Annotated in this window: 24 protein-coding genes and 2 pseudogenes; 13 read left to right on the top strand and 13 right to left on the bottom strand. The window is 39.1% G+C overall.

The window, feature by feature from the left end; all coding sequences use genetic code 11:
• Positions 1-78 precede the first annotated feature (78 nt).
• The 9 genes from ARCVE_RS02685 (at position 79) to ARCVE_RS02725 (ending at position 6,346) form a co-directional block, all read left to right on the top strand.
• Positions 79-1,137 (top strand): glucose-1-phosphate thymidylyltransferase, encoded by a 1,059-nt coding sequence (locus ARCVE_RS02685; protein WP_048086144.1) that lies wholly within the window; start codon positions 79-81, stop codon positions 1,135-1,137.
• Between the two features lie 5 nt (positions 1,138-1,142).
• Positions 1,143-2,144 carry a dTDP-glucose 4,6-dehydratase gene (rfbB, locus tag ARCVE_RS02690; protein WP_048086145.1) on the top strand — a complete coding sequence of 334 codons (1,002 nt, stop codon included), beginning with the start codon at positions 1,143-1,145 and terminating at the stop codon, positions 2,142-2,144.
• Between the two features lies 1 nt (position 2,145).
• On the top strand, positions 2,146-3,015 hold the full coding sequence (gene rfbD / locus ARCVE_RS02695; protein WP_013683244.1) for a dTDP-4-dehydrorhamnose reductase: 870 nt from the start codon (positions 2,146-2,148) through the stop codon (positions 3,013-3,015).
• Positions 3,016-3,024: 9 nt separating this feature from the next.
• Positions 3,025-3,225: an antitoxin family protein gene (locus ARCVE_RS02700; RefSeq protein WP_013683245.1), complete on the top strand. Its 201-nt coding sequence runs from the start codon at positions 3,025-3,027 to the stop codon at positions 3,223-3,225.
• Positions 3,226-3,373: 148 nt separating this feature from the next.
• A complete protein-coding gene (locus tag ARCVE_RS02705; protein WP_013683246.1) occupies positions 3,374-3,574 on the top strand; it encodes a PIN domain-containing protein in 201 nt (66 codons plus the stop codon).
• 93 nt (positions 3,575-3,667) lie between these two features.
• The gene (locus ARCVE_RS02710) at positions 3,668-3,916 is read left to right on the top strand and encodes a hypothetical protein (RefSeq protein ID WP_013683247.1); all 249 of its coding nucleotides are present in this window, start codon (positions 3,668-3,670) and stop codon (positions 3,914-3,916) included.
• On the top strand, positions 3,913-4,251 hold the full coding sequence (locus tag ARCVE_RS02715; protein ID WP_013683248.1) for a toxin-antitoxin system TumE family protein: 339 nt from the start codon (positions 3,913-3,915) through the stop codon (positions 4,249-4,251). The genes ARCVE_RS02710 and ARCVE_RS02715 overlap by 4 nt, the downstream gene beginning before the upstream one ends.
• 4 nt (positions 4,252-4,255) lie before the next feature.
• Positions 4,256-4,753, top strand: a complete 498-nt coding sequence (locus tag ARCVE_RS02720) for a polysaccharide biosynthesis C-terminal domain-containing protein (RefSeq protein ID WP_013683249.1) — start codon at positions 4,256-4,258, stop codon at positions 4,751-4,753.
• A gap of 48 nt (positions 4,754-4,801) precedes the next feature.
• Positions 4,802-6,346 carry a flippase gene (locus ARCVE_RS02725; protein WP_198002015.1) on the top strand — a complete coding sequence of 515 codons (1,545 nt, stop codon included), beginning with the start codon at positions 4,802-4,804 and terminating at the stop codon, positions 6,344-6,346.
• Here ARCVE_RS02725 and ARCVE_RS02730 read toward each other — a convergent pair.
• The 7 genes from ARCVE_RS02730 to ARCVE_RS02760 all read right to left on the bottom strand — a co-directional run bounded on the left by ARCVE_RS02730 (position 6,343) and on the right by ARCVE_RS02760 (position 13,879).
• Positions 6,343-7,923 (bottom strand): alkaline phosphatase family protein, encoded by a 1,581-nt coding sequence (locus ARCVE_RS02730; protein ID WP_013683251.1) that lies wholly within the window; start codon positions 7,921-7,923, stop codon positions 6,343-6,345. The two genes, ARCVE_RS02725 and ARCVE_RS02730, sit on opposite strands and share 4 nt — an antisense overlap.
• Positions 7,910-9,562 carry a glycosyltransferase gene (locus tag ARCVE_RS02735; RefSeq protein ID WP_013683252.1) on the bottom strand — a complete coding sequence of 551 codons (1,653 nt, stop codon included), beginning with the start codon at positions 9,560-9,562 and terminating at the stop codon, positions 7,910-7,912. Before ARCVE_RS02735 ends, ARCVE_RS02730 begins: the two co-directional genes overlap by 14 nt.
• The gene (locus ARCVE_RS02740; protein ID WP_013683253.1) at positions 9,535-10,650 is read right to left on the bottom strand and encodes a DegT/DnrJ/EryC1/StrS family aminotransferase; all 1,116 of its coding nucleotides are present in this window, start codon (positions 10,648-10,650) and stop codon (positions 9,535-9,537) included. Before ARCVE_RS02740 ends, ARCVE_RS02735 begins: the two co-directional genes overlap by 28 nt.
• A 1-nt stretch (position 10,651) precedes the next feature.
• A complete protein-coding gene (locus tag ARCVE_RS02745; protein WP_013683254.1) occupies positions 10,652-11,287 on the bottom strand; it encodes an acyltransferase in 636 nt (211 codons plus the stop codon).
• Positions 11,244-11,711, bottom strand: a complete 468-nt coding sequence (locus tag ARCVE_RS02750) for a sugar 3,4-ketoisomerase (protein ID WP_013683255.1) — start codon at positions 11,709-11,711, stop codon at positions 11,244-11,246. Before ARCVE_RS02750 ends, ARCVE_RS02745 begins: the two co-directional genes overlap by 44 nt.
• Positions 11,712-11,932: 221 nt before the next feature.
• Positions 11,933-12,937 carry a glycosyltransferase family 2 protein gene (locus ARCVE_RS02755; RefSeq protein ID WP_013683256.1) on the bottom strand — a complete coding sequence of 335 codons (1,005 nt, stop codon included), beginning with the start codon at positions 12,935-12,937 and terminating at the stop codon, positions 11,933-11,935.
• A 9-nt stretch (positions 12,938-12,946) separates the two neighbouring features.
• Positions 12,947-13,879, bottom strand: coding sequence for a hypothetical protein (locus tag ARCVE_RS02760; RefSeq protein WP_013683257.1), 933 nt, complete (start codon positions 13,877-13,879; stop codon positions 12,947-12,949).
• A gap of 143 nt (positions 13,880-14,022) precedes the next feature.
• Here ARCVE_RS02760 and ARCVE_RS02765 point away from each other — a divergent pair, with 143 nt between their 5' ends.
• From ARCVE_RS02765 to ARCVE_RS02775, 3 genes are read left to right on the top strand one after another with little or no spacing between them, the layout of a single operon-like run.
• The gene (locus ARCVE_RS02765; protein ID WP_048085514.1) at positions 14,023-14,391 is read left to right on the top strand and encodes a hypothetical protein; all 369 of its coding nucleotides are present in this window, start codon (positions 14,023-14,025) and stop codon (positions 14,389-14,391) included.
• Positions 14,345-14,731, top strand: coding sequence for a hypothetical protein (locus ARCVE_RS02770; RefSeq protein WP_156785997.1), 387 nt, complete (start codon positions 14,345-14,347; stop codon positions 14,729-14,731). Before ARCVE_RS02765 ends, ARCVE_RS02770 begins: the two co-directional genes overlap by 47 nt.
• A 54-nt stretch (positions 14,732-14,785) precedes the next feature.
• On the top strand, positions 14,786-15,046 hold the full coding sequence (locus tag ARCVE_RS02775; RefSeq protein WP_048085517.1) for a hypothetical protein: 261 nt from the start codon (positions 14,786-14,788) through the stop codon (positions 15,044-15,046).
• Positions 15,047-15,088: 42 nt separating this feature from the next.
• Here the strand turns inward: ARCVE_RS02775 and ARCVE_RS02780 are convergent, their stop codons facing one another.
• The 6 genes and pseudogenes from ARCVE_RS02780 to ARCVE_RS02800 all read right to left on the bottom strand — a co-directional run bounded on the left by ARCVE_RS02780 (position 15,089) and on the right by ARCVE_RS02800 (position 19,533).
• Positions 15,089-15,853 carry a glycosyltransferase family 2 protein gene (locus ARCVE_RS02780; RefSeq protein ID WP_013683259.1) on the bottom strand — a complete coding sequence of 255 codons (765 nt, stop codon included), beginning with the start codon at positions 15,851-15,853 and terminating at the stop codon, positions 15,089-15,091.
• A pseudogene (locus tag ARCVE_RS11830) lies at positions 15,850-16,101 on the bottom strand (acyltransferase); the annotation flags it as partial. The gene ARCVE_RS02780 and the pseudogene ARCVE_RS11830, both read right to left, overlap by 4 nt.
• 39 nt (positions 16,102-16,140) lie before the next feature.
• Positions 16,141-16,320, bottom strand: a pseudogene (locus ARCVE_RS11835) (N-acetyltransferase); the annotation flags it as partial.
• On the bottom strand, positions 16,320-17,225 hold the full coding sequence (locus ARCVE_RS02790; RefSeq protein ID WP_013683261.1) for a Gfo/Idh/MocA family protein: 906 nt from the start codon (positions 17,223-17,225) through the stop codon (positions 16,320-16,322). The gene ARCVE_RS02790 and the pseudogene ARCVE_RS11835, both read right to left, overlap by 1 nt.
• The gene (locus ARCVE_RS02795) at positions 17,222-18,322 is read right to left on the bottom strand and encodes a DegT/DnrJ/EryC1/StrS family aminotransferase (protein ID WP_048086148.1); all 1,101 of its coding nucleotides are present in this window, start codon (positions 18,320-18,322) and stop codon (positions 17,222-17,224) included. The genes ARCVE_RS02790 and ARCVE_RS02795 overlap by 4 nt, the downstream gene beginning before the upstream one ends.
• Before the next feature lie 125 nt (positions 18,323-18,447).
• Positions 18,448-19,533 (bottom strand): glycosyltransferase family 4 protein, encoded by a 1,086-nt coding sequence (locus ARCVE_RS02800; RefSeq protein ID WP_013683263.1) that lies wholly within the window; start codon positions 19,531-19,533, stop codon positions 18,448-18,450.
• A 75-nt stretch (positions 19,534-19,608) separates the two neighbouring features.
• Here ARCVE_RS02800 and ARCVE_RS02805 point away from each other — a divergent pair, with 75 nt between their 5' ends.
• Complete coding sequence (locus ARCVE_RS02805) at positions 19,609-20,760, top strand: glycosyltransferase (RefSeq protein WP_013683264.1); 1,152 nt, start codon at positions 19,609-19,611, stop codon at positions 20,758-20,760.
• Positions 20,761-20,771 lie beyond the last annotated feature (11 nt).

Consider the following 20,771-nt stretch of genomic DNA (forward strand, 5'->3'; position numbering starts at 1 on the left):
AATCTCTTATCTATTAAGCATGGGCTAAGTACCATACGAAAAAATCATATAATGCAAATCTGCTCAAAAAATGTAATGATGAAAGCCTTAATCCTTTCTGGCGGCCACGGAACTCGCTTACGCCCTCTGACATATTCTCAGCAAAAACAGCTTATCCCAGTTGCAAACAAACCCGTCCTATTTTATGCGATTGAAGATGTAATCGAAGCAGGAGTGAAAGAGATAGGAATAATACTTGGGCCCAATAAGGAGCAGGTTATTGAAACCGTCAACTCGGTAGACTGGGATGTTGAAATAGAGTTCATCTACCAAGGTGAACCTAAGGGCTTGGCCCATGCAATCTTAGTGGCAGAGGATTTTCTTAGCGATGATAGTTTTGTAATGTACTTAGGCGATAACATACTCAGGGATGGGATTGTTGAACATGCAAAGAAGTTTCAAAAACTCAATCCGGACTCTTTAATCCTCCTTACGGAGGTTGAGAATCCTCAGCAGTTTGGTGTTGCAGAACTCGATGATGAGGGTAGGGTGAAAAGACTGATCGAGAAACCCCGTATCCCACCATCCAACTATGCTTTGGTCGGTATCTACTTCTTCAAACCTGTGATAATCGAAGCGTGCAAGAGCATTAAGCCGTCATGGCGTAATGAACTTGAAATTACAGATGCAATTCAATGGCTGGTTGAAAATGGCTACAGGGTCGAAGCATCCATCGTAAAAGGATGGTGGAAGGATACTGGTAAGCCAGAAGACATACTCGAAGCAAATAGGCTCGTTCTGGATGATATCCAGCCGAGAAATGAAGGCACAGTAGATGAATCATCTAAAATCATGGGAAGAGTTGTCATCGAGACTGGAACAGAAATAAGGAATTCGGTGATTAAGGGACCATGCATTATTGGTAAGAACTGTGTTATATCCAACTCATACATTGGCCCATACACATCAATAGGCAACAACTGTGAAATCGTGGAAACAGAGATTGAAGATAGCGTTGTGATGGAGGGAAGTAAGGTGACCAAAGCAGGTAAGATCGTTGAGAGTCTGATAGGCAGGGGCGTTAGAATCAGGGAAAACGATTTGAAACCGAGAGGGTACAGATTTGTGGTTGGAGACAATTCAGAGGTAGTGCTGTGATGAATATGAAACTCCTTGTCACTGGCGGCCTGGGCTTCATTGGCAGCAATTTCATCCGATACATTCTTAGTAACTATTCTGACGTAGAAGTGATCAACGTTGATGCTTTAAAATACGGATCTAACCCCAACAACCTGAAAGATGTAGAAAACGACGACAGATACACTTTCGTAAAGGGAGACATCTCAGATTATGATCTAATATCAAACCTAATCAAGAACGTCTATGCTATCGTGAACTTCGCCGCAGAGACCCATGTCGACAGAAGCATATCAAATCCATACTCATTCCTTCAAAGCAACGTTGTAGGAGTTTTCACGATTCTCGAGGCCATGAGAAAATGCAATCCCAACGCCAAGCTCGTCCATATATCCACGGATGAAGTCTACGGCGACATCCTGCAGGGCTCCTTTAAAGAAGACGATACGTTAAGACCCTCTTCACCTTATTCAGCAAGCAAAGCAGCAGCAGACATGTTCGTTCTATCCTACGCAAGAACCTACGGCTTGCATGCGATGATTACGAGGTGTACAAACAACTACGGAGCTTACCAATTTCCAGAAAAGCTCATACCCAAGACAATAATCAGGGCGGCAATGAACATGAAGATCCCCATCTACGGCACCGGCAAGAACGTCAGAGACTGGATATACGTTCTGGATCACTGCGAAGCCATCAATACAGTCATGCAAAAGGGAAAGAAGGGCGAAATTTATAACATATCCAGCGGAGAGGAGAAGACGAACCTCGAAGTCGTAACCAGAATCCTCAGCATCATGGGCAAAGACGAAGACCTGATAGAATTCGTCGAAGACAGACCGGGACATGACATCAGATACAGCCTCGACTCTTCCAAGATAAGAAACGAACTCGGCTGGAAACCAAAACACAGCTTCGAAGAAGGGATAAAGGAAACTGTAAACTGGTATTTAGAAAACGAATGGTGGTGGAAGCCTTTAGCCGACGAAAGAGTTCTTCACCCCACACCATGGAAGTTGAAGTGGTAGCATGAGGATCTTCATCACAGGTGGAAGTGGTCTGCTCGGCCACAGAATCGCCGAAATTGCCCTTGAGAAGGGTTACGAGGTTTACTCTGGCTACTGCCACAACCACCCTTCTGCTGGCAAACCCGTAAAAATAGACCTCTCCAACCCGGTATCGATCTTTGAAACAATAAAGGATGCTAAGCCCGACGTCATAATGCACACCGCAGCCCTAACGAATGTAGATAAATGTGAGAAGGAGAAAGAGCTCGCGTTCAGGATCAACGTTGAAGGCACAAAAGCAATAGCCGAAGCGGTGAGAAAACTCAACTCGTTCCTAATTTACGTCTCAACGGACTACGTCTTCGATGGCAGGAAAGGAATGTACAGAGAAGAAGACGAAACAAACCCAGTAAACTACTACGGCCACACGAAACTTCTCGGCGAACAGTACTGCAAAGACTTCTGTATAGCAAGAACATGCGTCATCTACGGAGCGAAGCCTGCAAGCGGCAAGGTCAACTTCGTTCTCTGGCTCATCGACAAGCTGAGGAACGGAGAAAAAGTCAGAATAGTAACAGATCAGTACATAACTCCCACCTTAAACACGAATCTTGCGAAGATGATGCTCGAGATTGCTGAGAAAGGTCTTAAGGGCGTATTTCACCTGGCAGGAGCTACGCGAGTTTCGAGATTTGAATTTGCCGAAACACTTGCCGATGTGTTTGGACTCGATAAAACTCTTATAACGCCATCCAAGATGGAAGAGATAAACTGGGTTGCTGTAAGGCCAAAAGATTCATCCCTCGATACCTCAAAGGCCGTAAAACTGTTGGACGAGAAACCCTATGCGCTTGAGAAGGCTTTGAAGGTGTTAAAAGAAGAAATGTCTTAGGTGGTAAAAATGCCAAAGATCATCGAAGTAATATATGAGAACGGAGTGTTCAAACCGCTTGAGAAAGTTGATCTGAAGGAGAAGACAAGAATTAAAATTACGATTGGCGAAGGAAGGAGAGAAGTTATTGAATCCTACAGGGGCGTTTTTGGAAGAGCAGACACTGAAGAGTTAAGAGAATTCGAAGAGGAGGCGCAGGTACAGTGGTAATGGTAGACACGAATGTTTTTACAATTTTCTATTTGAAACAAAACTAACTGATAAAGCAAGCAAAATCTTTGAGCTTGAGGACCAGCTTTTTACAATCTCCGATAGAGGATACGAGCCATTTATGGAATAACTAACGAAGTTCTTTAATTTGCTGGATGATTTTTACATTACAGTATTAAGGGATTACCAGAACGTCACCAAAATCTGGGAACTGATGAGGAACTGTAAGCTACTTCCAAACGATGCCTTAATTGCTGCCACATGCAAGCACTATAGAATAAGGAAAATAGCTACGTTCGATGGAGATTTTAAAAGGGTTGAGTTTCTGGAAGTAGTGGAGGTTGAATAATGCTTCCTGTAGTCATCAAGCCTTTGAAGAGGTTTCAGGGGGGTTGAGGTACTTTTCATAAACGTTTTTAAGGTTTAAGAGAGAGGAATAATTATGATCTCAATAAGACAAGAAGTTCGTGAAGAGATTGTGAAGAGGCTTCTCAACGAGCTCGAATATTACGAAGCTGTTATTGCCAAATTTGAGAAAAAATACAAATGTTCTTTGGATGAGCTGGAAAAGAAAATCGAAAGAGAAGGTGTGCCTATTGATAACCATGAAATTTGGGAAGACAGCATAGAGTGGAGAAATGCTGTTGAGGAAGTGGAAAAACTAAAAAAGCTCATAGAGGAGCTGAAATGACTGAAATCCTTAAAGAAGTTGCAAAGAGATTGCTGGATTACGATTTCGTGTTAAAAGTGGAATTTTTGGGAACGAAGGTCAGGGCCTATTTGGTTCATGGATACGTTCTCGATACATATTACAATCAAACGCTTGGAAAATACAGCTATACGCTGATAAAAGATAACAAAAGAATAATCGGATGGGATAATGCACCCCATCACATATCCGTAGATACGTATCCAGACCACTTTCACGATGTTGACGGGAAAATTAAGCCATCGTATTTATCTGGAAATCCCTTGAAAGATTTGGATAAGGTTTTGAATGCTATTGAAAACATAATAAAGAGGTGAACTCATGCTTCCCGGAATCGTTGTAAAACCCTTAAAGAGGTTCGCCGACGAAAGAGGTTTCTTCACCGAGATAATGCGTAAGGACTGGGAAATATTTGAGGATGAAATAGTTCAGGCTAACCTATCCATCACATACCCCGGAATCGTTAGAGCGTGGCACAAACACGAAAGGGGGCAAGTTGACTACTTCGTCTGCGTGAAAGGGGCAATCAAGATATGTGCTTACGATGACGAAACTCAAGAGCTGAACGAAATCGTTTCGACAGGCGAGAATCCCCAGATTGTTAGAGTTCCCGGCCACTACTGGCACGGGTTTAAAGCTGTTGGGAACGAACCAGCAATGCTCGTTTACTTTGTTAACAAACTCTACGACTACGAAAATCCAGATGAAGTTAGAAGACCTTGGAACGACCCCACGGTTGTGCCTAAAGTTATAAATGGCAGAGAAGATGATCCGAGGTGTGGCAAGCCGTGGGACTGGTTCTACCCACCGCATAAGTAGGGGCTTCAAGGTTTTGGTCATAGAGTTTATAAAGCCATAACAACACGTGTGGACGTGGGCGATACAGTAGGAGACTCACTGAGAAGAGTGGCAAAAGGTGCGGCTATATTTTTCATCGGCTCGATAGTAGGCTTATTTATTGCATTTATTGGAAGAATTATTGTAGTAAGATATGTTTCTCCTTCTCAGTTTGGGGTTCTCTCTCTTTCGCTGGTCGTATTCACCATACTGTGCACTATTGCAAGCATGGGTTTGCCTGAGGGGCTAACAAGGCAGGCATCTTACTTTCTTGGGAAAAAAGACCTCGAGAAGGTAAAAGCCGTATTCGGAGCAGGGATTTATCTGTCCACTATATCGGGCCTTCTTGCGGCCGCCGGTCTTTTTGCTTTATCAGACGTACTTGCAGAATTCTTTGGAATGCCGGATGTTTCTTGGACACTCAAAATATTCTCTTTTGCACTACCGGTAGCAATGCTAAACAGAACACTGGTCTCTATTTTCCGTACCTACGAAAGAGCAGATGTTAAGGTTATTTTCAGCGATTTGTTACCCAATACTTTGAGAGTGGCATTTATTGTTGCGATGGTCATTCTCAGCATGTCTTTTTACTGGGTAGTTATGGCCTACTTTTTTTCTATCGTGATTTCAGGGATTGTTTTTCTTACTTACTCTCTCAGAAATGTTGAATTCAAAACTTCGGAGAGTGTATTTAAATACTTCAAAATTCTAATCTTCTTTTCGTTACCACTTTTAATTCAATCCATACTTGGGATGCTCATAACCTGGACAGACACACTTATGATAGGTTATTACCTGGCTTCCTCTGATGTCGGTCTTTACAATGGAGCGCAGCCTCTTGCGGGACTTATGCAGAACTTTCTTGCCTCTGTAAGTTTTCTCTATTTTCCAATTGTCTCGCAACTCTATGCGAGGAATCAACTCAGAGAGATGGGAAGAACCTATGCTGTTGTAACAAAATGGTTAATGTCCGCATCGCTGCCAATTTTTCTGGTGCTTTTCTTCTTCCCCGATGCTGTTCTCTGGCTGCTTTATGGTGAAGCTTACGTTCCAGCAGCTTATGCACTCAGAGCTCTCGCTTTAGGTTTCTTCACTCATGTCATGCTCGGACCAAACGGTTTGACACTGATTGCAGCGGGAGAGGCAAAGTTTCCCACAATTGCAGGTTTTATTGCAGCAGTTATTAATTTCGTTTTAAACTTAATTCTAATACCTCTATTTGGAATTACTGGAGCCGCTATTGCTTCAGCCTCAACCTACGCAACTGCGAATGCTATGATTTCGCTTAAACTATACAAAGATTACAAAATACACCCGTTTACAAAGAATTATGTTAAGCCTGCCTTTATTTCGTTAGCAGTTGCTCTGCTGATATACCTCATTTCAAAAACCTTGATTCAAGTTGAGGGTTGGATGCTTCCCGTGTTGTTCATTCTTTTTGTGGTGATATACCTTCTTTCGCTTCTTTTTACAAGGAGCTTCGACCAGGAGGATGTTATGATTATGCTGTCTATCGAGCAGAGACTTGGTGTGGATCTGACGTGGGCTAAGAGGGTTTTGAAGAGGTTTGTTTAGATTTTCCGTTTAAACTTCAACTCTTTTATCTTTAACTTTAATCTATCTTCTTCGCTCTTTTTATCATAGTATGATGGATCTACGTGAACTGGTTGCCTCTTCGCTAGCTCGCTGTTAGGTTCAAATATTTCCATAAGCACTCTGCCATCCATATCGTTGGGGATAGGTAGGCCGAGGATATGGAGAATGGTTGGAGCTATGTCGTAGATCTTCGCATTTTCTATTTTGTAACCTTTTTTGATGCCAGGACCATAAACAAGGAAAATTCCATATATATCATGGAAAGAGCATGGCTCGAATTTTTCAAAAATATTCCCCCTCAGAGCAGGTGAAACAAAAAACCCATTAGGAATTAGTAAAATTTCCGGCGCAGATTCAACAAACGGACCAGAATAAACTTCATTTTTTCTTAAAATTTTCTTAAAAACTTTTTGTTTATTAAATTCAAGTTCATTTAAAATTGACATTATTTTGTTGGTGATCTCTTGCTTCTTTCGACTATTTTCATCCCTAACATATATGCCTAACGATTCCGAAGTGGGAATAAAAGCTATTGAATTATTGAAATCAATTTTTTCTGGATTGATTTGAACCCTGTTTTGTCTGAAAATAAAGCCGAAAATAGCCTTTGCAATAGGTTTTATTAAGGGCAAAGTTGCTAATTTAAAAAGGACTTTAGGAATTGAGAGTATCCGAACTTTTTTATGCAATAAATTATTCATAACATGCTCTCCTAAAGTTTCATCTATCTCTGAAGGATTTTCAACTATTTTGGTTTTTAAGAATCCATACTTCTTGAAAATAATATTTAAATTAATTTTATACGAATAATCTCCAAATCCGTGATCGGACATAAGGATTAATATTGTATTTTCGTCGATTTGATCTAAAAGCCAACTAAGAAACTCATCCGCAATCTGAAATATTTTTCTGGCTGTTTGCCCTATTTTTGTGTTGCCCTTGAGTTCTTTCCAAAAATGGTGTGAAATACTATCCGTCAGAGGATATAAATAAAAGTAAAAATCCCATTTTTCATCAATCAACATTTTTTTTGCAGCTTGTATCTGTTTTTTAGCGGTTTCGACCATATCTTCAATTAATTTAACACCTCTCTTAGATAAATCTGGAACTACTTTGTAGTCTTTTATATACTCTAATTTATTACTAGGAAAAATCTCCTTATGAGGGTATAGAAAATCCGAGACCATAATTCCATTAAATCCCTCTGGTGGTGGAAACGACAAAGGGAGACCGATTATAACACTCCTTAAGCCCTTTTTAGATAGGATCTCATAAATTGTTTTACATTTAATATCCTCTGATGTATGGAGCTTTAAACGCCCATTTTCAAAGTACACAAAATCGAATATCCCGTGTTTTCCTGGATTTTTTCCAGTTGAAAAAGAGACCCATGCCGGACCTGTTATTGGGGGAATTGTTGATTCCAAATATCCCCAAACCCCATCCTCCATCAACTTCTTAAATGTTGGCAATTCTCCCTCATCTGCCCAGGGCTTAATCAAATCCCAAGTAGCTCCATCTAAACCGATTACAATTACTCTCTTATTTTTTGACATTGAATTTCATCCTCCTTTTTAAAACCAGTGATTTACACAATATTCCTCCACGCCATCCTACAACTGCTAAAACGATGCTTCCAACTAACTCTTTTTTTGATATAAATTCTCTATTTTTTATAGATTCAATATAAAATTTAAATCTGTGTCTTCCTGAAAATGCTGATTGTTTTAGTATTGATTGAAAAAGTAAATTCCTGTTAGGTCCGAATCTGCTGTTCTTTCGTGACCATGAATAAGCATATTCTAAATTGTAACTCAACTCCTCAAAGTTAGATTGCATTTCAACTTTATTTTCACCATTGATTTTATTTTTGATTATGCTACTTAAAATTTCGCGAACCTTTTCAGGACTGAATTTTTGTTTGTAATATTTGTAAAGCCATTTGCCCACTTGGTCTCGTATTTCTGGATTCTCGATGAATTCAGAGCTATACCTTACTACCTCTTTTTCTGTAGAAGCTATAAAAGGATAATCTGGCGGTAAAGCATCTGTTTCAGACAGAAGCGAAAATTTCTTATTTCTAATTGCAATAATAGGTAGTCCACACGCCATTGCTTCGACTCTAACCATACCCCCAGCGCAGGGGAAAGTTTCTATGAGAAAATCTGCAACGCCATATACTGCCTCTAAATGGGGCAAAGGTCCATCTATTATGAGTCTCTGCCTAGTATCTGGATCAGCAGGTAGGTATTTTTCCAGAACATTTCGAGGAGGGGGGTTCGTTACGAATAAATGATAATGGTTAGGAAATTTTTCTAAGAGTTCTTCTATTGTTTTAAAGAAATCCCAGTCTGGATCTCGAAGTACTTTATAGAAATTTCCTACAGAAATTGATAAGGTTGAGTTTTCAGGAATATCATAAAAGGTTTTTGAGACTTTTTGAGGTTTGATGTTGGTTGTAAGTGGAACGATGCAGGATTTATCGATCTTCCTAAACTTCTTGGAATATTTCACTGATTCGCTCCTCCATTCAACAAGCAAGTCAACAATATTTCTACCGAGCCAAAAAACGTGGTCAGCGTGATTAAAGAAAATAACATATGGTTTATTAGGGATGGTTAGTAGTGTTGTAACAGCAATGACATCATTTGGATTTATGAACAAGATTGTAATATCTGGTAGATCATTTCCAAGATATTCAATTAATTCTTTTATTCGATCTACATAGCTATCGTTATGGTCTAACTGCTTAATTGTAATGCCTTTATTTTTGAAATTATTTAAGTAAGAGTACTTTGTGGGCAGATTGGATACATTTGTGATATATAGATATTGATCATTAACAAAATTTGATAGTATGTCTACCCACTGTCTTAATACTTCAGAATGTCCACCCACATCATTTAGAGAGCTAACCACATATGCGATGCTTTTCACGTCTTTCTGCTTTTCTTGATTTTTGTTTAAATTATATTTGAATTTATCTTTCCCTTCATTTACACATTCACCAATTTTTGAGAGCAAATATTCCAGCTCCTCGTCGTACCATATCCCAAGATGGACACTCCAAGCATAGGTGGCAGCAACATATGCATAGTCAAGAGCTTGTTCAAGTTTGCCTTCTCTAAATGCTGCTATAGCTTTTGATTTAAGATAATTGTAATTTTCTAACTCTTTCTTGAGTTTGACATCCATAAGAACTCACCGATGCAATTAGATATTCTTCTAATCTCCTCCTCCCTCAACCAAGGATGCATAGGCAGAGAAAGTATTTCATTACATATTTTTTCAGTTACAGGCAAGCTGGTATTGTATTCCAACTCCAAATAAGCTTTTTGCCTATGCATCGGTATCGGATAATGTATCTGAGTTTGTATCCCGCATTTTAGTAAATTTTGTTGTAGTTTATCTCTTTCCTTATATCTTATCACATAGAGATGATAAACATGTTTAGCATATTCTTTTTCGGTAGGTGTAACTAAATCAGAACTCTCCAAAAATTCATTATACAACCTAGCAATGTTTCTCCTTTTTTCATTCCACTCTTCTAAATATTTTAATTTCACTCTCAATATTGCTGCTTGAATTTCATCCAGTCTACTATTTACACCTACAAACTCATGATAATATTTTTTGGACGATCCATAGTTTCTTAGCGTTCTCAACTTGTTAGCAAGTTCGTCGTCATTTGTAACAACTATACCGCCATCTCCATAAGCTCCAAGATTTTTAGTAGGATAAAAGCTAAAGCAACCTATGTCACCTATGCTACCAACTTTTTTACCGTTATACTCTGCACCATGTGCTTGGCAAGCATCTTCAATTACAAATAAACTATACTTCTCACCAATCTCCATTATTGAACCCATATCCGCAGGATGGCCATATAAATGGACTGGTAGAATAGCTTTTGTTCTTTCTGTTATCTTTTTTTCAATTTGGGATACATCGATAGTGTATGTCTCAGGGTCTATATCCACAAATACTGGTTTTGCTCCATTTCTCACGATGGCATCTACTGTGGATATAAATGTATGAGAAACGGTTATAACTTCATCTCCTTTGCCGATTCCAAGGGCTTTAACTCCCAAATATAAAGCATCAGAACCAGAATTTACGCCTATCCCATACTTTGCTCCAATATAACTAGAAAACTCTTTTTCAAATGCTTCAAGTTCTTCTCCTAAAATGAACCACCCTCTCTCCAGTACTCTTTGTATTGCTTGATCTATTTCTTCTTTAATTTCTTGGTATTCTCGCTTTAGATCTACAAATGGAATCATTTCACACGCACACCTTACCGTTTACTTTCTTGTACCTTTTTCCACATTCACATACCGCTGTGTCTTCTTCAAAGTGTAAGTCCCTTCCGCACTCACATACATAACCTTTTATTTTTGCCGGAACACCGTAGACCAAAGCATAATCTGGAACATCTTTAGTAACTACTGCTCCAGCACCAATCATTGCCCATTTCCCAATGGTCACGCCACATACTATCGTTGCATTTGCCCCAATACTTGCACCTTCTTTTACATGGGTTTTAATGAACTCGGGAGGATATACTTTACTCCTCGGTCGTAGGTCATTGGTAAAAGTAGTATTAGGCCCTATAAACACGTTATTCTCTATCCTTACACCCTCCCACAATTGGACTCCACTTTTTATAGTAACGTTATCGCCAACTATAACATCACTCTCTATGAATACATGATCACAAATATTACAGCTCTTTCCAATCTTTGCTCCTGGAAGAATATGAGCAAAAGCCCAAATTCTTGTTCCTTCTCCAATATTCTCGCTCTCAACAATTGCATTTGGATGGATAAAAACTCCTTTCTTTTCTAGTTTTTCCCTTATTCTGGCTAAATGCTTGTCATAATCTTGATATTTTCTCTGCAACTCTTTTATCGGATTCATCCCAAAATCCCTCCCTCACCATTTTTCTGAATTTCTCATAGTCCCTTATGTAATCCTTTTCATCGTATGGCATTGATGCTAATACCAAAGCTACAGAGTTTGAAGAAAAGTTAACCAACTCCCTCCAAATCCCTCGTGGAATATACAAGCCATAATGAGGTCTATTGAGAAAAACTTTTTTTCTTGTATAGCCATCGTCTATTATTACTTCAAAACTTCCGCTTAATGCTATTATCACCTGTTCTAGTTCTATATGGGCATGTCCGCCTCTAGTTGCACCAGTTGGAACATCATATAAGTAATACACTCTTTTAATTTCAAAAGGCACATGCTTACATTCTTCGATAAATGTCAAATTTCCTCTGTAGTCCGTAACTACTGGAAAATCAATCATTCTACATAATCTTATCCTATTGGTGGACATGCGTTTCCCCCTCTTTTATCGCTACTTATTTTTCTCTCTGCTTTTTTAGTCATTTTCAGCAATATTTAAATGTTATCTGAATTCCAGAGACACTATGGACTCACTAAAGCCTAAAAGCCCATAATTGCCTTAAACTCAAATACTGAGGTGGGTATTCCCGATGACCAATGTTCGAATTACTTGTTACGTCGTTAAGTGGAAGGAGATAACGTGGATAATTATCAATTCTTTAAAGAACGTTCATAACATGGGATTTTTAGAAGTCGTGTATAGGCCTCAACCAATTTATTGAGTGTGTTTGAATCCGCTGCAATCTTGCATGTAAAGTACCTGAGCACCTGATCATCGTTAAACTTTCTATGCTTCTGTACTTCAGTCCTTCTTTTAATAATTCCGCGAATATTTAGAATGATCCAGAGATAAGCTTTGAAGTACTCCTTCAAGAACCATTGCGATCTTGGATAAGATAGAATGATGTATATTGGACTAAAAACCGTCATGAGTAATATAACGGGCATAATCTTCAAAAGTGTTTTTGTTGAATAAAAAATCAACATGTTTAGAAGCCTATTTCTGTTAAGATAATATACTCTCAATTTAGATCTTTCTAAACTTGCTATACCCCCTCCGGCATGCCAGATCAGGGGTTTTTTCAAAGCTTTGGTGGTGTATCCTAAAAGTTTTGCTCTTAAATATATAGACACATCCTCATGATACATGAAATATTCTTCAAAAAATGGTAGACCCATCTTTTCTCTATTATACGCAAGTACACAACCCAACCCAAAAAGTTTGTCACTATCATCACAAGCATTTTTGACATATGTGCCCCAGATACTATGTAATGATTTTTCTAAAAAATCTTCGGAGGTCATAACACCGATAACTGCTAAATTCGGATCTTTTCTGAACTCTGAAATAACTGCTGATAAAAAGTTTCTGGGAACTTTAACGTCAACATTGGATATTACCACATATCTGCCCCTCGCTCTTTCTGCTCCTTTATTTGCACCTCCAGCGTAACCATAATTTTTCTCAAGTTCAATTACAGCAATGTTTTGAAATTTATTTTTTATAAATTCTACAGAACCATCTGTAGAAGCATTATCGACTAAAATTATTTCGTAATGTTTTTTGTTGAGATCTTGATCTAAATAGCTTTTTATACAATCATCTAAAAATTTTAGTCCATTGTAATTAACAATTACTACTGATATCAACACCATTTAGTACACCTATATTTTTTTATCTTGCTTAAGCTTTTTAATACCTATTGCAATCAATTCTTTTTCAATATTGTATCTGTCTTTATCTTTCGACTCCACGATAAACCATGGTACTTTCACCAGTGGCTCAATTCTTACCCCAGATGGGTGGCCATATACTCTAAGAGGAATTAACGAATGGATATATTCCCCTATGGCGTTACCGTGGTCGCTGGTAACTACGGTTCTTCCAGGCAATATATTGATTAATTTTTCAACATATGGCATGACGAGTTTAAGATTTTTTTTGTATCCCCACCATACTTTTTCTTTACTAATTTTTCCTCTTTCCAATAAGTCCCACACGGTTACATCTCGTGATGTACGTTCTCCAGTTTGTGTTGAGACTATATGACTTCTGAAACCTTCATCGCCGATATCTCCGAGAGCGATAAAGGGATGGTGGGGTTGCATAAAATGAATTATCAATCTCTTATCAGGGTACTTCGCTAATGCTTTGAGTGTATATTCGTAGACTGTGGAGGGCAATACTGTGCGATACTGGTCACTCCAGCCTTTATCCCAAACGGGAATTATTTTATAGAACTTATCTTTTAGGAATTTATTGACGAAGGGATTTGCTGTAACATAGACTATGTCATTAAACTTACCATCGCCAAAATTTTCGATGAGAAAGGTGGGGGTATCTGTACCTCTTGAAATTCTATGTTCTAATTTACCTTTTAAGTTTCTTCGTTTAATTTCTTCCTCGAAAATGTCGTATCTACAAGCGTCGAGTATGATGAGATTATTCCAGTCCTCGTTTAGAATATATGTTCCATCATTACTTCTGAAAAGTATCTTGCTTAAAATTAATTCAATGAAACGGTTCTTCCACCAGTACAAATATCGTCCATTTCTCCATATTGCGGCGAGTGTGTACTTTACGCTTTCAAACCCCATACTCTAACCTCTGCACGTTCTTTTTCAGATGGCGACTTCCAAAAGCTTTAAACACTTTCGTTAGGAACTTATAATATTATTTTTTGATCTGTAGCTTTTAATCTATATCAGATTTTTAAATTATTGGTGCTGTCACATCTTCCTTGGAAATTAAAAAGGGCAGGGATTTAACCCCACCCATGCAGCTGCAAATACAGATTCCCTTACAGCTAACAATAGACATCCAGAATAAAAAGATTCCCATTCAGGAGCTGACATCTGCTTTAAGAGGAATTGAAGCGGAAATCCTTGGAAAAGTTCTGGAGGAGATAGACAACCTTCTTATTAACTCAATGCAGAAAGGATATGGAAAAAATGATTACCACAAACAGCAGAAGGAGAAGAGAACAATCGTAACGCAGTTGGGAAAAACAACCTTCACTCTTACAAGTCAGGAACAAATCGACCGGCAAAACTATCTGTCCTTTGTATTGCCTTGTAGAATTCGACGGAAAAAGATTATACCAGCCTGACATAACAGCAATAACCATCGATTATGCCATATCCATGAGCTACAGAGATTCAAGGCAAAGAATGGCAGAGTCTCCTTCCCACTCAACGATATGGAGGAGAGTTCAGGAATTGAGCTATGAATCTAAATTTGAATACGATGACTTTGTATCAGCTGACGGCACAAAGCTCCATGTTAATCCTAAATCTGGTTCAGGAAAGCTCGAAGTAAAGGTAGTTGCGGGAAAGAGTGTTGCTGTTGGAGTCAACGAGAGCTACAAACAGATGAAGGATAGGCACAGCATCAATGCAGCAATCGTAGGAGATGCTGATATAGAGCTGAACCGTTTCAATGAGAGGTAGATAGACTTAATTAGTGTCTGGAGAGAGGTTAACTACAAGCTGTGGTAGCATGGAGTGGAATTAAGCGTCAGGAAGAAGTGCGTTAACGAAGTTAAGGGAATCCTGCTAAGGCTTAAGAATTCTCTTGATAAGCCTGATTTAAAGAGCAGAATAATTAAAGCGGAGAAAGTTCTGAATGAATTCGTTGAGGAGATGGAAGAAAAAGGATTCTGGAGAGTTTCAAGGTTCTTCAAAAGGCGTATGAAGAACATACTTTTGTTTGCATACAGGGAGCTTGAAGGGATAAACATTCCATGGCACAACAACTGGAGGTGAAATTTCAAGTATGATGAAACAGGGCCAAAAATTTCAAAAAACTTATAGTTCTTTATTTTTGAGTTTGATATTAAATGCTTTAAAATGTGCTATAAACGAGTAGTATGCCGCATTAATGGAGAATGCGAACCCTCCTACACCATCCAAAAAACCCCCTCGAATGAAAAACCTGTAAATGAATGTCCATAACGGTAGGAATATTAAGTGTGCGACAGTAATTCTTCTACCTTCTTTGAGTATTTGCCTTGCTTCAAGCGTTGTGTATCTGTTCATTTTATTGATTCTATCTTCTACTGTCTCCATGGGCAAGTGTATAACTGGATTTTTAAGTTTTCCAACTTTTCCATTCACAACAACATGCTCGTGGACTTCTCTGTCAACAACTCTTGCTCGTGATTTCTTGAACAGTCTAAGCTGGTAGTCTGGCCATGTAGTAAACTTGAGTTTAAAACCGAGGTAATAATTCAAGCGGGGAATTTTGTATCCATCATAGTCGCTATTTTTTATTGCTTCTTTTATCTCATCCGCAAGTTCTTCTGGTATCCTTTCATCTGTAGCTAAAATAAGCACCCACTCATTTTTAGCTTTAGATATCCCGAATTCCCATTCTTTAGCAAAACCTAAGAAGTCGTGCTGGTACACTTTGGCACCGCATTCTTTAGCTATATCTACTGTTCTGTCTCTGCTGTATGAATCTATGACAATTATTTCGTCTGCCCATTTTACACTATCTAAGCTATCTTTGATTTCTTTCTCCGAGTTGTAGCTCAGCATAACCACAGATATTGGCAATTTTTCTGTAATCATGCCTTCCTCCTTTTGTATCTTGCCACTCTCGCCGGATTACCAACAACTATTGCATTCGGCGGTACATCTTTTGTAACCACGGCTCCTGCACCTATTATTGCTCCTTTGCCAATCCTTACGCCCGGTAGTATTACAGCACCAGCTCCTATGGATGCATCATCTTCGACGATAGTCTTCTCCAACTCCCACTCGCCCTTGGCTTGGGGATATTTATCATTGGTGAATATTACACCTGGCCCTATAAACACCCTGTTGCCTATCTTCACACCGGTAGGAATAAACACAAAAGGACGTATTTTGCATTCATCCCCTATCTCGACTCCCTCTTCTATGTATACAAAAGCATCTATCTTGCAATTTTTGCCTATCTTGCATTTGTATAGATTAACTTGATCATAAACAATCGTACCTTCACCAATCTCAGCATCAACAATAATGGAATACCTTTGTTTCCGCTCCATGATCATCACTTTAGCGAATTTATAGCTCTTTCTATCATCTCTACGTTTCTTGCTCCAACTATACTTGAATTAAAATTATTCTTTCCAGTTTCTATTGCTTTGATAAAGTTCAAAGCTTCTTCTCTGATCGTATTATTGGCTTTGACATCTAATGTTTTTTCATTGTTTTCATAGACTTTTATCTCTTGTTTTACACATTCTACTAAAGCCGTTCGTTTAGAGCCAACTATCTCGAGTATTCTCCGTCTTATGGGGTTGATCCAGCTCAGATGTATGTTCGCAAATTTTCCATCACCATATACTGCCTGTATAGAGACTGCTTCATTTAACGTCTCTCTCCTGTATGCTCTACCAACACCAATAAATTCCGTGGGCCACTCCTTTGTAATAAAGTTTAGTATGTCCAAAGGATGTGGTAGGAGGTCCCAGAGTACATCTACTCCTTTTATATATGGCATTAGGTGAGTCCATGTCAGGTTAAAATAATAAACTTGGCCAAAATATCTATTGTCATATAATTCCTTAATCTTTCTAATAACGTTTGCGAATCTGAAAATGTGTCCAACCTGAAGTATTAGGTTTTCTGCAGTAGCGATTTCCACGAGTTCATACGCTTCATTGTGGTTTGTAGTCATAGGTTTCTCTACCAGAACATGAACTCCAGATTCTAACGCTTTTTTGGCAATCTCGTAATGAGTAGAGTTTGGGGAGCAGATGTGGATCCCATCTACTTTCGAAAGCACTCCATTTAATTGATTTAATGCTATGGCTTCGTCTGCAAATTGTTTTAGTCTACATTCGTTAGTATCGCATAAAACAATCGAATCTATTGCACCCTCATCTTTTAGCGCAATGTATTCTCTTGCAACCTTCGTCCCCCACCGTCCTAGCCCTATTACACCGATTTTCATTTGACCACCCTGAAGAAATCTTCTATACAGGTTACAATATACTCGATATCTGTATTACTTAAATTCGGATGCATAGGCAAACTTAAAACCTCTTTCGCCCATTTTTCGGTGTTGGGAAACATACCTTCGTGGTAACCAATCTTTCTGTACGGCGGTTGTAAGTGGACTGGGATAGGATAATGAATGCCGCATTCTACACCTCTGCTCTCCAAGAACTCTTTGAGACTGTCACGATACTGCGTTCTAATGACGTATAGGTGGTATACTGGCTTTATTTTACTGCTACATTTCGGTGGGAGAATAATATCCCCCATCCCATCCAGTTTTCTGTTGTATTCTTTGGCGATTCTTCTTCTTGCCTCATTCCACTCTTCAAGATATTTTACTTGGATCTTTCCAATTGCAGCGTTCACAGTATTCATTCTTGCTGTGTAGCCTATATATTCATGCAGATATTGATGAGCTTTTGATCTGCCAACGTCTCTAAGTGACCTTACTATCTCTGCTATCTCTTCATTGTTTGTGGTAATCATTCCGCCATCTCCGGCCACGGTCATATTTTTAGACGGATAGAATGAAAACGCCCCAGCATCTCCAAATGAGCCAACTTTTTGACCCCTATACATTGCACCGTGGGCTTGACATGCATCTTCTAAAACTTTTAAGCCGCATTTTTCAGCAATCTCTAATATTGCATCAATTTCACAAGGATATCCATAAAGATGAACAGGAACAATTGCCTTTACTTTATCTCCGTGTTTTCTCACGGCGTCTTCAATTCCTTGAGGATCAATATTGTATGTGTCAATAGATATGTCTACAAATACTGGCTTTGCGTGTAGGTATGCTATTGCATTGGCAGTAGCAATAAATGTGGCTGAAGTGGTAATTACGTAATCCCCAGATTTTATCCCCATGGCTATTAGAGATAAGTGTAAAGCGGTTGTTCCACTATTCACGGCAATAGCATGGTTAACTCCCGTAAATTCAGAAAAATAATTCTCGAACTCATTTACACTCTTGCCTTTCAGAAATCTTTCATTTTTAAGAGCGTTTACGGCAGAGTTTATCATTTCCTCAGTTAGTATTGGTTCCATAAGTGAGATTCGCCTCATGATAGTATGCTAATTTTCTAGGTTATTAAATTCTTTTTCGAGGTCTTCATAAAACAAGGATTCCCTTCACGTGAAGGCTGAAGGAATAGTTTACTTTGATTGTTCAGTTAAGTCAAACTTAGTTTCAAATAGACTCTTCTTACTTCTTTGGCAACCTCATCCCAGCTTTTTAGTTTGTCAACTTTGCTTACTTCCCTGCTCACAACGTCTTCTATGAGTCTGACTAAATGACAGACATTAACGGGATGGTCTACACCAAAAACATTTCTGTCATCGATCCACTCTGTCAAAGCCGCTTCGTTGGCGACTATACATGGGGTTTTCGCTGCCAGAGCTTCTGCAACTGCAAGCCCATAAGCTTCATGCTTCGAAAGCAGGACGAGAACATCTGCTTTTGCATATTTTTCAATTAACTCTCGTCTGCTTAGATTCTGGTAGAACCGGATACGGTTAAGCACTCCAAGTCTGTTTGCGAGTCTCACTATATTTTGTTTATAGGGCCCCTTTCCGACTATTTCCAAAATAAACTCACTATCAAGTCTAGCTAAAGCTTCAACCACGTAGTCTAGGCCTTTGTACTTCTCCAGTCTGCCCACGTAGAGTATAACTTTCTTACTGGAATCTTTGGACTTCTTAATCTTCTCGATGTCCTTGAATTCGTCGAGATTAACACCATTTGGGATTAAATGAACAATACTTCCATCAACATTAAAATTCTTCAGGACAAGGTTTTTTTCGTATTCAGATACGCATATGATTGCGTCAGCTTTATCGAATATTTTGCTACCAAGGGGCTTGTAGGGCTTGTGTAGTAGGTTTCTAATAAGGCTATGTCCTTTGCCATGGTAATGTGGAGTAAATATAAGTTTGTTCTCTTTCTTTGTCATTGCAGCATGTAGTGCGGGAAAAGCATGGTAGCTATGAGCATGAATGATATTGTATTCTCCGGATGTTCTTTTCAGATACCAGTGCAGGCTGGGGGAGAGGTAGTAAGAATCAGAAGGGGCAAGGGACTTGAACCTCCTAACAGTAAATCCTCCTATTTCCTCTATTTTTGCTAATTTTCCTGTTGGATCTGTTGTTAGAACCTCCACATCGAATTCTTCAACCAGTCTTTTTGATATCTCGTAAACGTGCGTCTCGACCCCGCCTATATGCGGTAGGAAGCGAGGACATACTTGGGCTATTTTCATTCTATTATAGTTTTGCCAAGCTGTTATTAAAACGTAACTCAAAAGCTAAATACACAAAACTAAAATCACCAACAAATGAAACCCAGAACCATTGCAATATTTGGCCCATCAAGACGCTTTCTCTCTGGAATTAGTTACTATACAATCCGCCTTTCCAATGCTCTGGCAGAATTTGTTGACGTTAAGGCTGTTTTATTTCGCAACATGCTGCCCAAAAGGCTTTTTCCTGGGTGGAGAAGGGTCGGCGAAGACCTGACGAAACTTGAATTTAGTGGGAAGGTAAACGTTTACGAAATCCTCGACTGGTACAATCCTTTCACGTGGGTTAAGGCTTACAGCATAGCGAAGCAAACTGATGCGATAGTATTCCAGTGGTGGACGTCGAGCGTTGCACACATGTATCTTGCAATAGAGCTTCTAAACAAGCTTTCGGGTAAAAAGCCAGTAGTCATGGAGTTTCATGAGGTAGTAGACCCTCTTGAAGGTTCCATACTGCCAATCAGGATTTACTCACGGATTATGGGGAAATTGATAAGAAAACTTGCCTCTCACTACGTGGTCCACTCCGAAGAAGACAGAGAGCAGATAAGCAGGATTTACAAAATTCCGAAAGAAAAAATCTCGGTAATTCCTCACGGCATATACGACCACTACGAGAAAGTTGATAACGCCAAAAAGAGGCTTGGAATTAATGAGGAGTTCGTTATTCTGTTCTTTGGTCTACTCCGCCCATACAAGGGAGTGAAATACCTCCTAAAAGCCTTTGAAATGCTGCCTGAAGACATGATAAAAAAATCGAGACTTCTTATTGTTGGAGAGACTTGGGAAGATAGAGAATCAGTAAAGATAGCTGAAGAGTCCTTATACAGGGATAAAATAACCATCGTCAACCGTTATGTGCCAGATAGTGAAGTTTCACTTTACTTTTCTGCAAGTGACTTGGTTATCCTGCCATATACAAGGGCTTCGCAGAGTGGAGTTGCGCACATTGCTATGTCTTTTGGCCTGCCAATAATAGCTACGAAGGTGGGGGGGCTGAAAGAAGCGCTTTCAGGTTATGCGGGAACGCACTTCATCGAACCAAAGAGCGCTGAAAGTATTGCAAGGACAATAGAAAGAGTTTATGCTGGAAAGTACAAAAACTACCCGCCACCCGAAAATCTCAGATGGAGTAATGTAGCGAAAAAATGGATACAATTACTGGAATCAATTAGCGCCCGGTTCTGACAAAAGAAGCC

The organism is Archaeoglobus veneficus SNP6 (assembly GCF_000194625.1).
Lineage (GTDB): Archaea > Halobacteriota > Archaeoglobi > Archaeoglobales > Archaeoglobaceae > Archaeoglobus_C > Archaeoglobus_C veneficus.

Bases quoted from the DNA above. Each gene is read 5' to 3' on its own strand.
- ARCVE_RS02685 (WP_048086144.1), top strand. From the start codon at position 79: ATGAAAGCCTTAATCCTTTCTGGCGGCCACGGAACTCGCTTACGCCCT.
- rfbB (WP_048086145.1), top strand. From the start codon at position 1,143: ATGAAACTCCTTGTCACTGGCGGCCTGGGCTTCATTGGCAGCAATTTC.
- rfbD (WP_013683244.1), top strand. From the start codon at position 2,146: ATGAGGATCTTCATCACAGGTGGAAGTGGTCTGCTCGGCCACAGAATC.
- ARCVE_RS02700 (WP_013683245.1), top strand. From the start codon at position 3,025: ATGCCAAAGATCATCGAAGTAATATATGAGAACGGAGTGTTCAAACCG.
- ARCVE_RS02710 (WP_013683247.1), top strand. From the start codon at position 3,668: ATGATCTCAATAAGACAAGAAGTTCGTGAAGAGATTGTGAAGAGGCTT.
- ARCVE_RS02715 (WP_013683248.1), top strand. From the start codon at position 3,913: ATGACTGAAATCCTTAAAGAAGTTGCAAAGAGATTGCTGGATTACGAT.
- ARCVE_RS02720 (WP_013683249.1), top strand. From the start codon at position 4,256: ATGCTTCCCGGAATCGTTGTAAAACCCTTAAAGAGGTTCGCCGACGAA.
- ARCVE_RS02730 (WP_013683251.1), bottom strand. From the start codon at position 7,923: ATGTCAAAAAATAAGAGAGTAATTGTAATCGGTTTAGATGGAGCTACT.
- ARCVE_RS02735 (WP_013683252.1), bottom strand. From the start codon at position 9,562: ATGGATGTCAAACTCAAGAAAGAGTTAGAAAATTACAATTATCTTAAA.
- ARCVE_RS02740 (WP_013683253.1), bottom strand. From the start codon at position 10,650: ATGATTCCATTTGTAGATCTAAAGCGAGAATACCAAGAAATTAAAGAA.
- ARCVE_RS02745 (WP_013683254.1), bottom strand. From the start codon at position 11,287: ATGAATCCGATAAAAGAGTTGCAGAGAAAATATCAAGATTATGACAAG.
- ARCVE_RS02750 (WP_013683255.1), bottom strand. From the start codon at position 11,711: ATGTCCACCAATAGGATAAGATTATGTAGAATGATTGATTTTCCAGTA.
- ARCVE_RS02755 (WP_013683256.1), bottom strand. From the start codon at position 12,937: ATGGTGTTGATATCAGTAGTAATTGTTAATTACAATGGACTAAAATTT.
- ARCVE_RS02760 (WP_013683257.1), bottom strand. From the start codon at position 13,879: ATGGGGTTTGAAAGCGTAAAGTACACACTCGCCGCAATATGGAGAAAT.
- ARCVE_RS02780 (WP_013683259.1), bottom strand. From the start codon at position 15,853: ATGATTACAGAAAAATTGCCAATATCTGTGGTTATGCTGAGCTACAAC.
- ARCVE_RS02790 (WP_013683261.1), bottom strand. From the start codon at position 17,225: ATGAAAATCGGTGTAATAGGGCTAGGACGGTGGGGGACGAAGGTTGCA.
- ARCVE_RS02795 (WP_048086148.1), bottom strand. From the start codon at position 18,322: ATGGAACCAATACTAACTGAGGAAATGATAAACTCTGCCGTAAACGCT.
- ARCVE_RS02800 (WP_013683263.1), bottom strand. From the start codon at position 19,533: ATGAAAATAGCCCAAGTATGTCCTCGCTTCCTACCGCATATAGGCGGG.
- ARCVE_RS02805 (WP_013683264.1), top strand. From the start codon at position 19,609: ATGAAACCCAGAACCATTGCAATATTTGGCCCATCAAGACGCTTTCTC.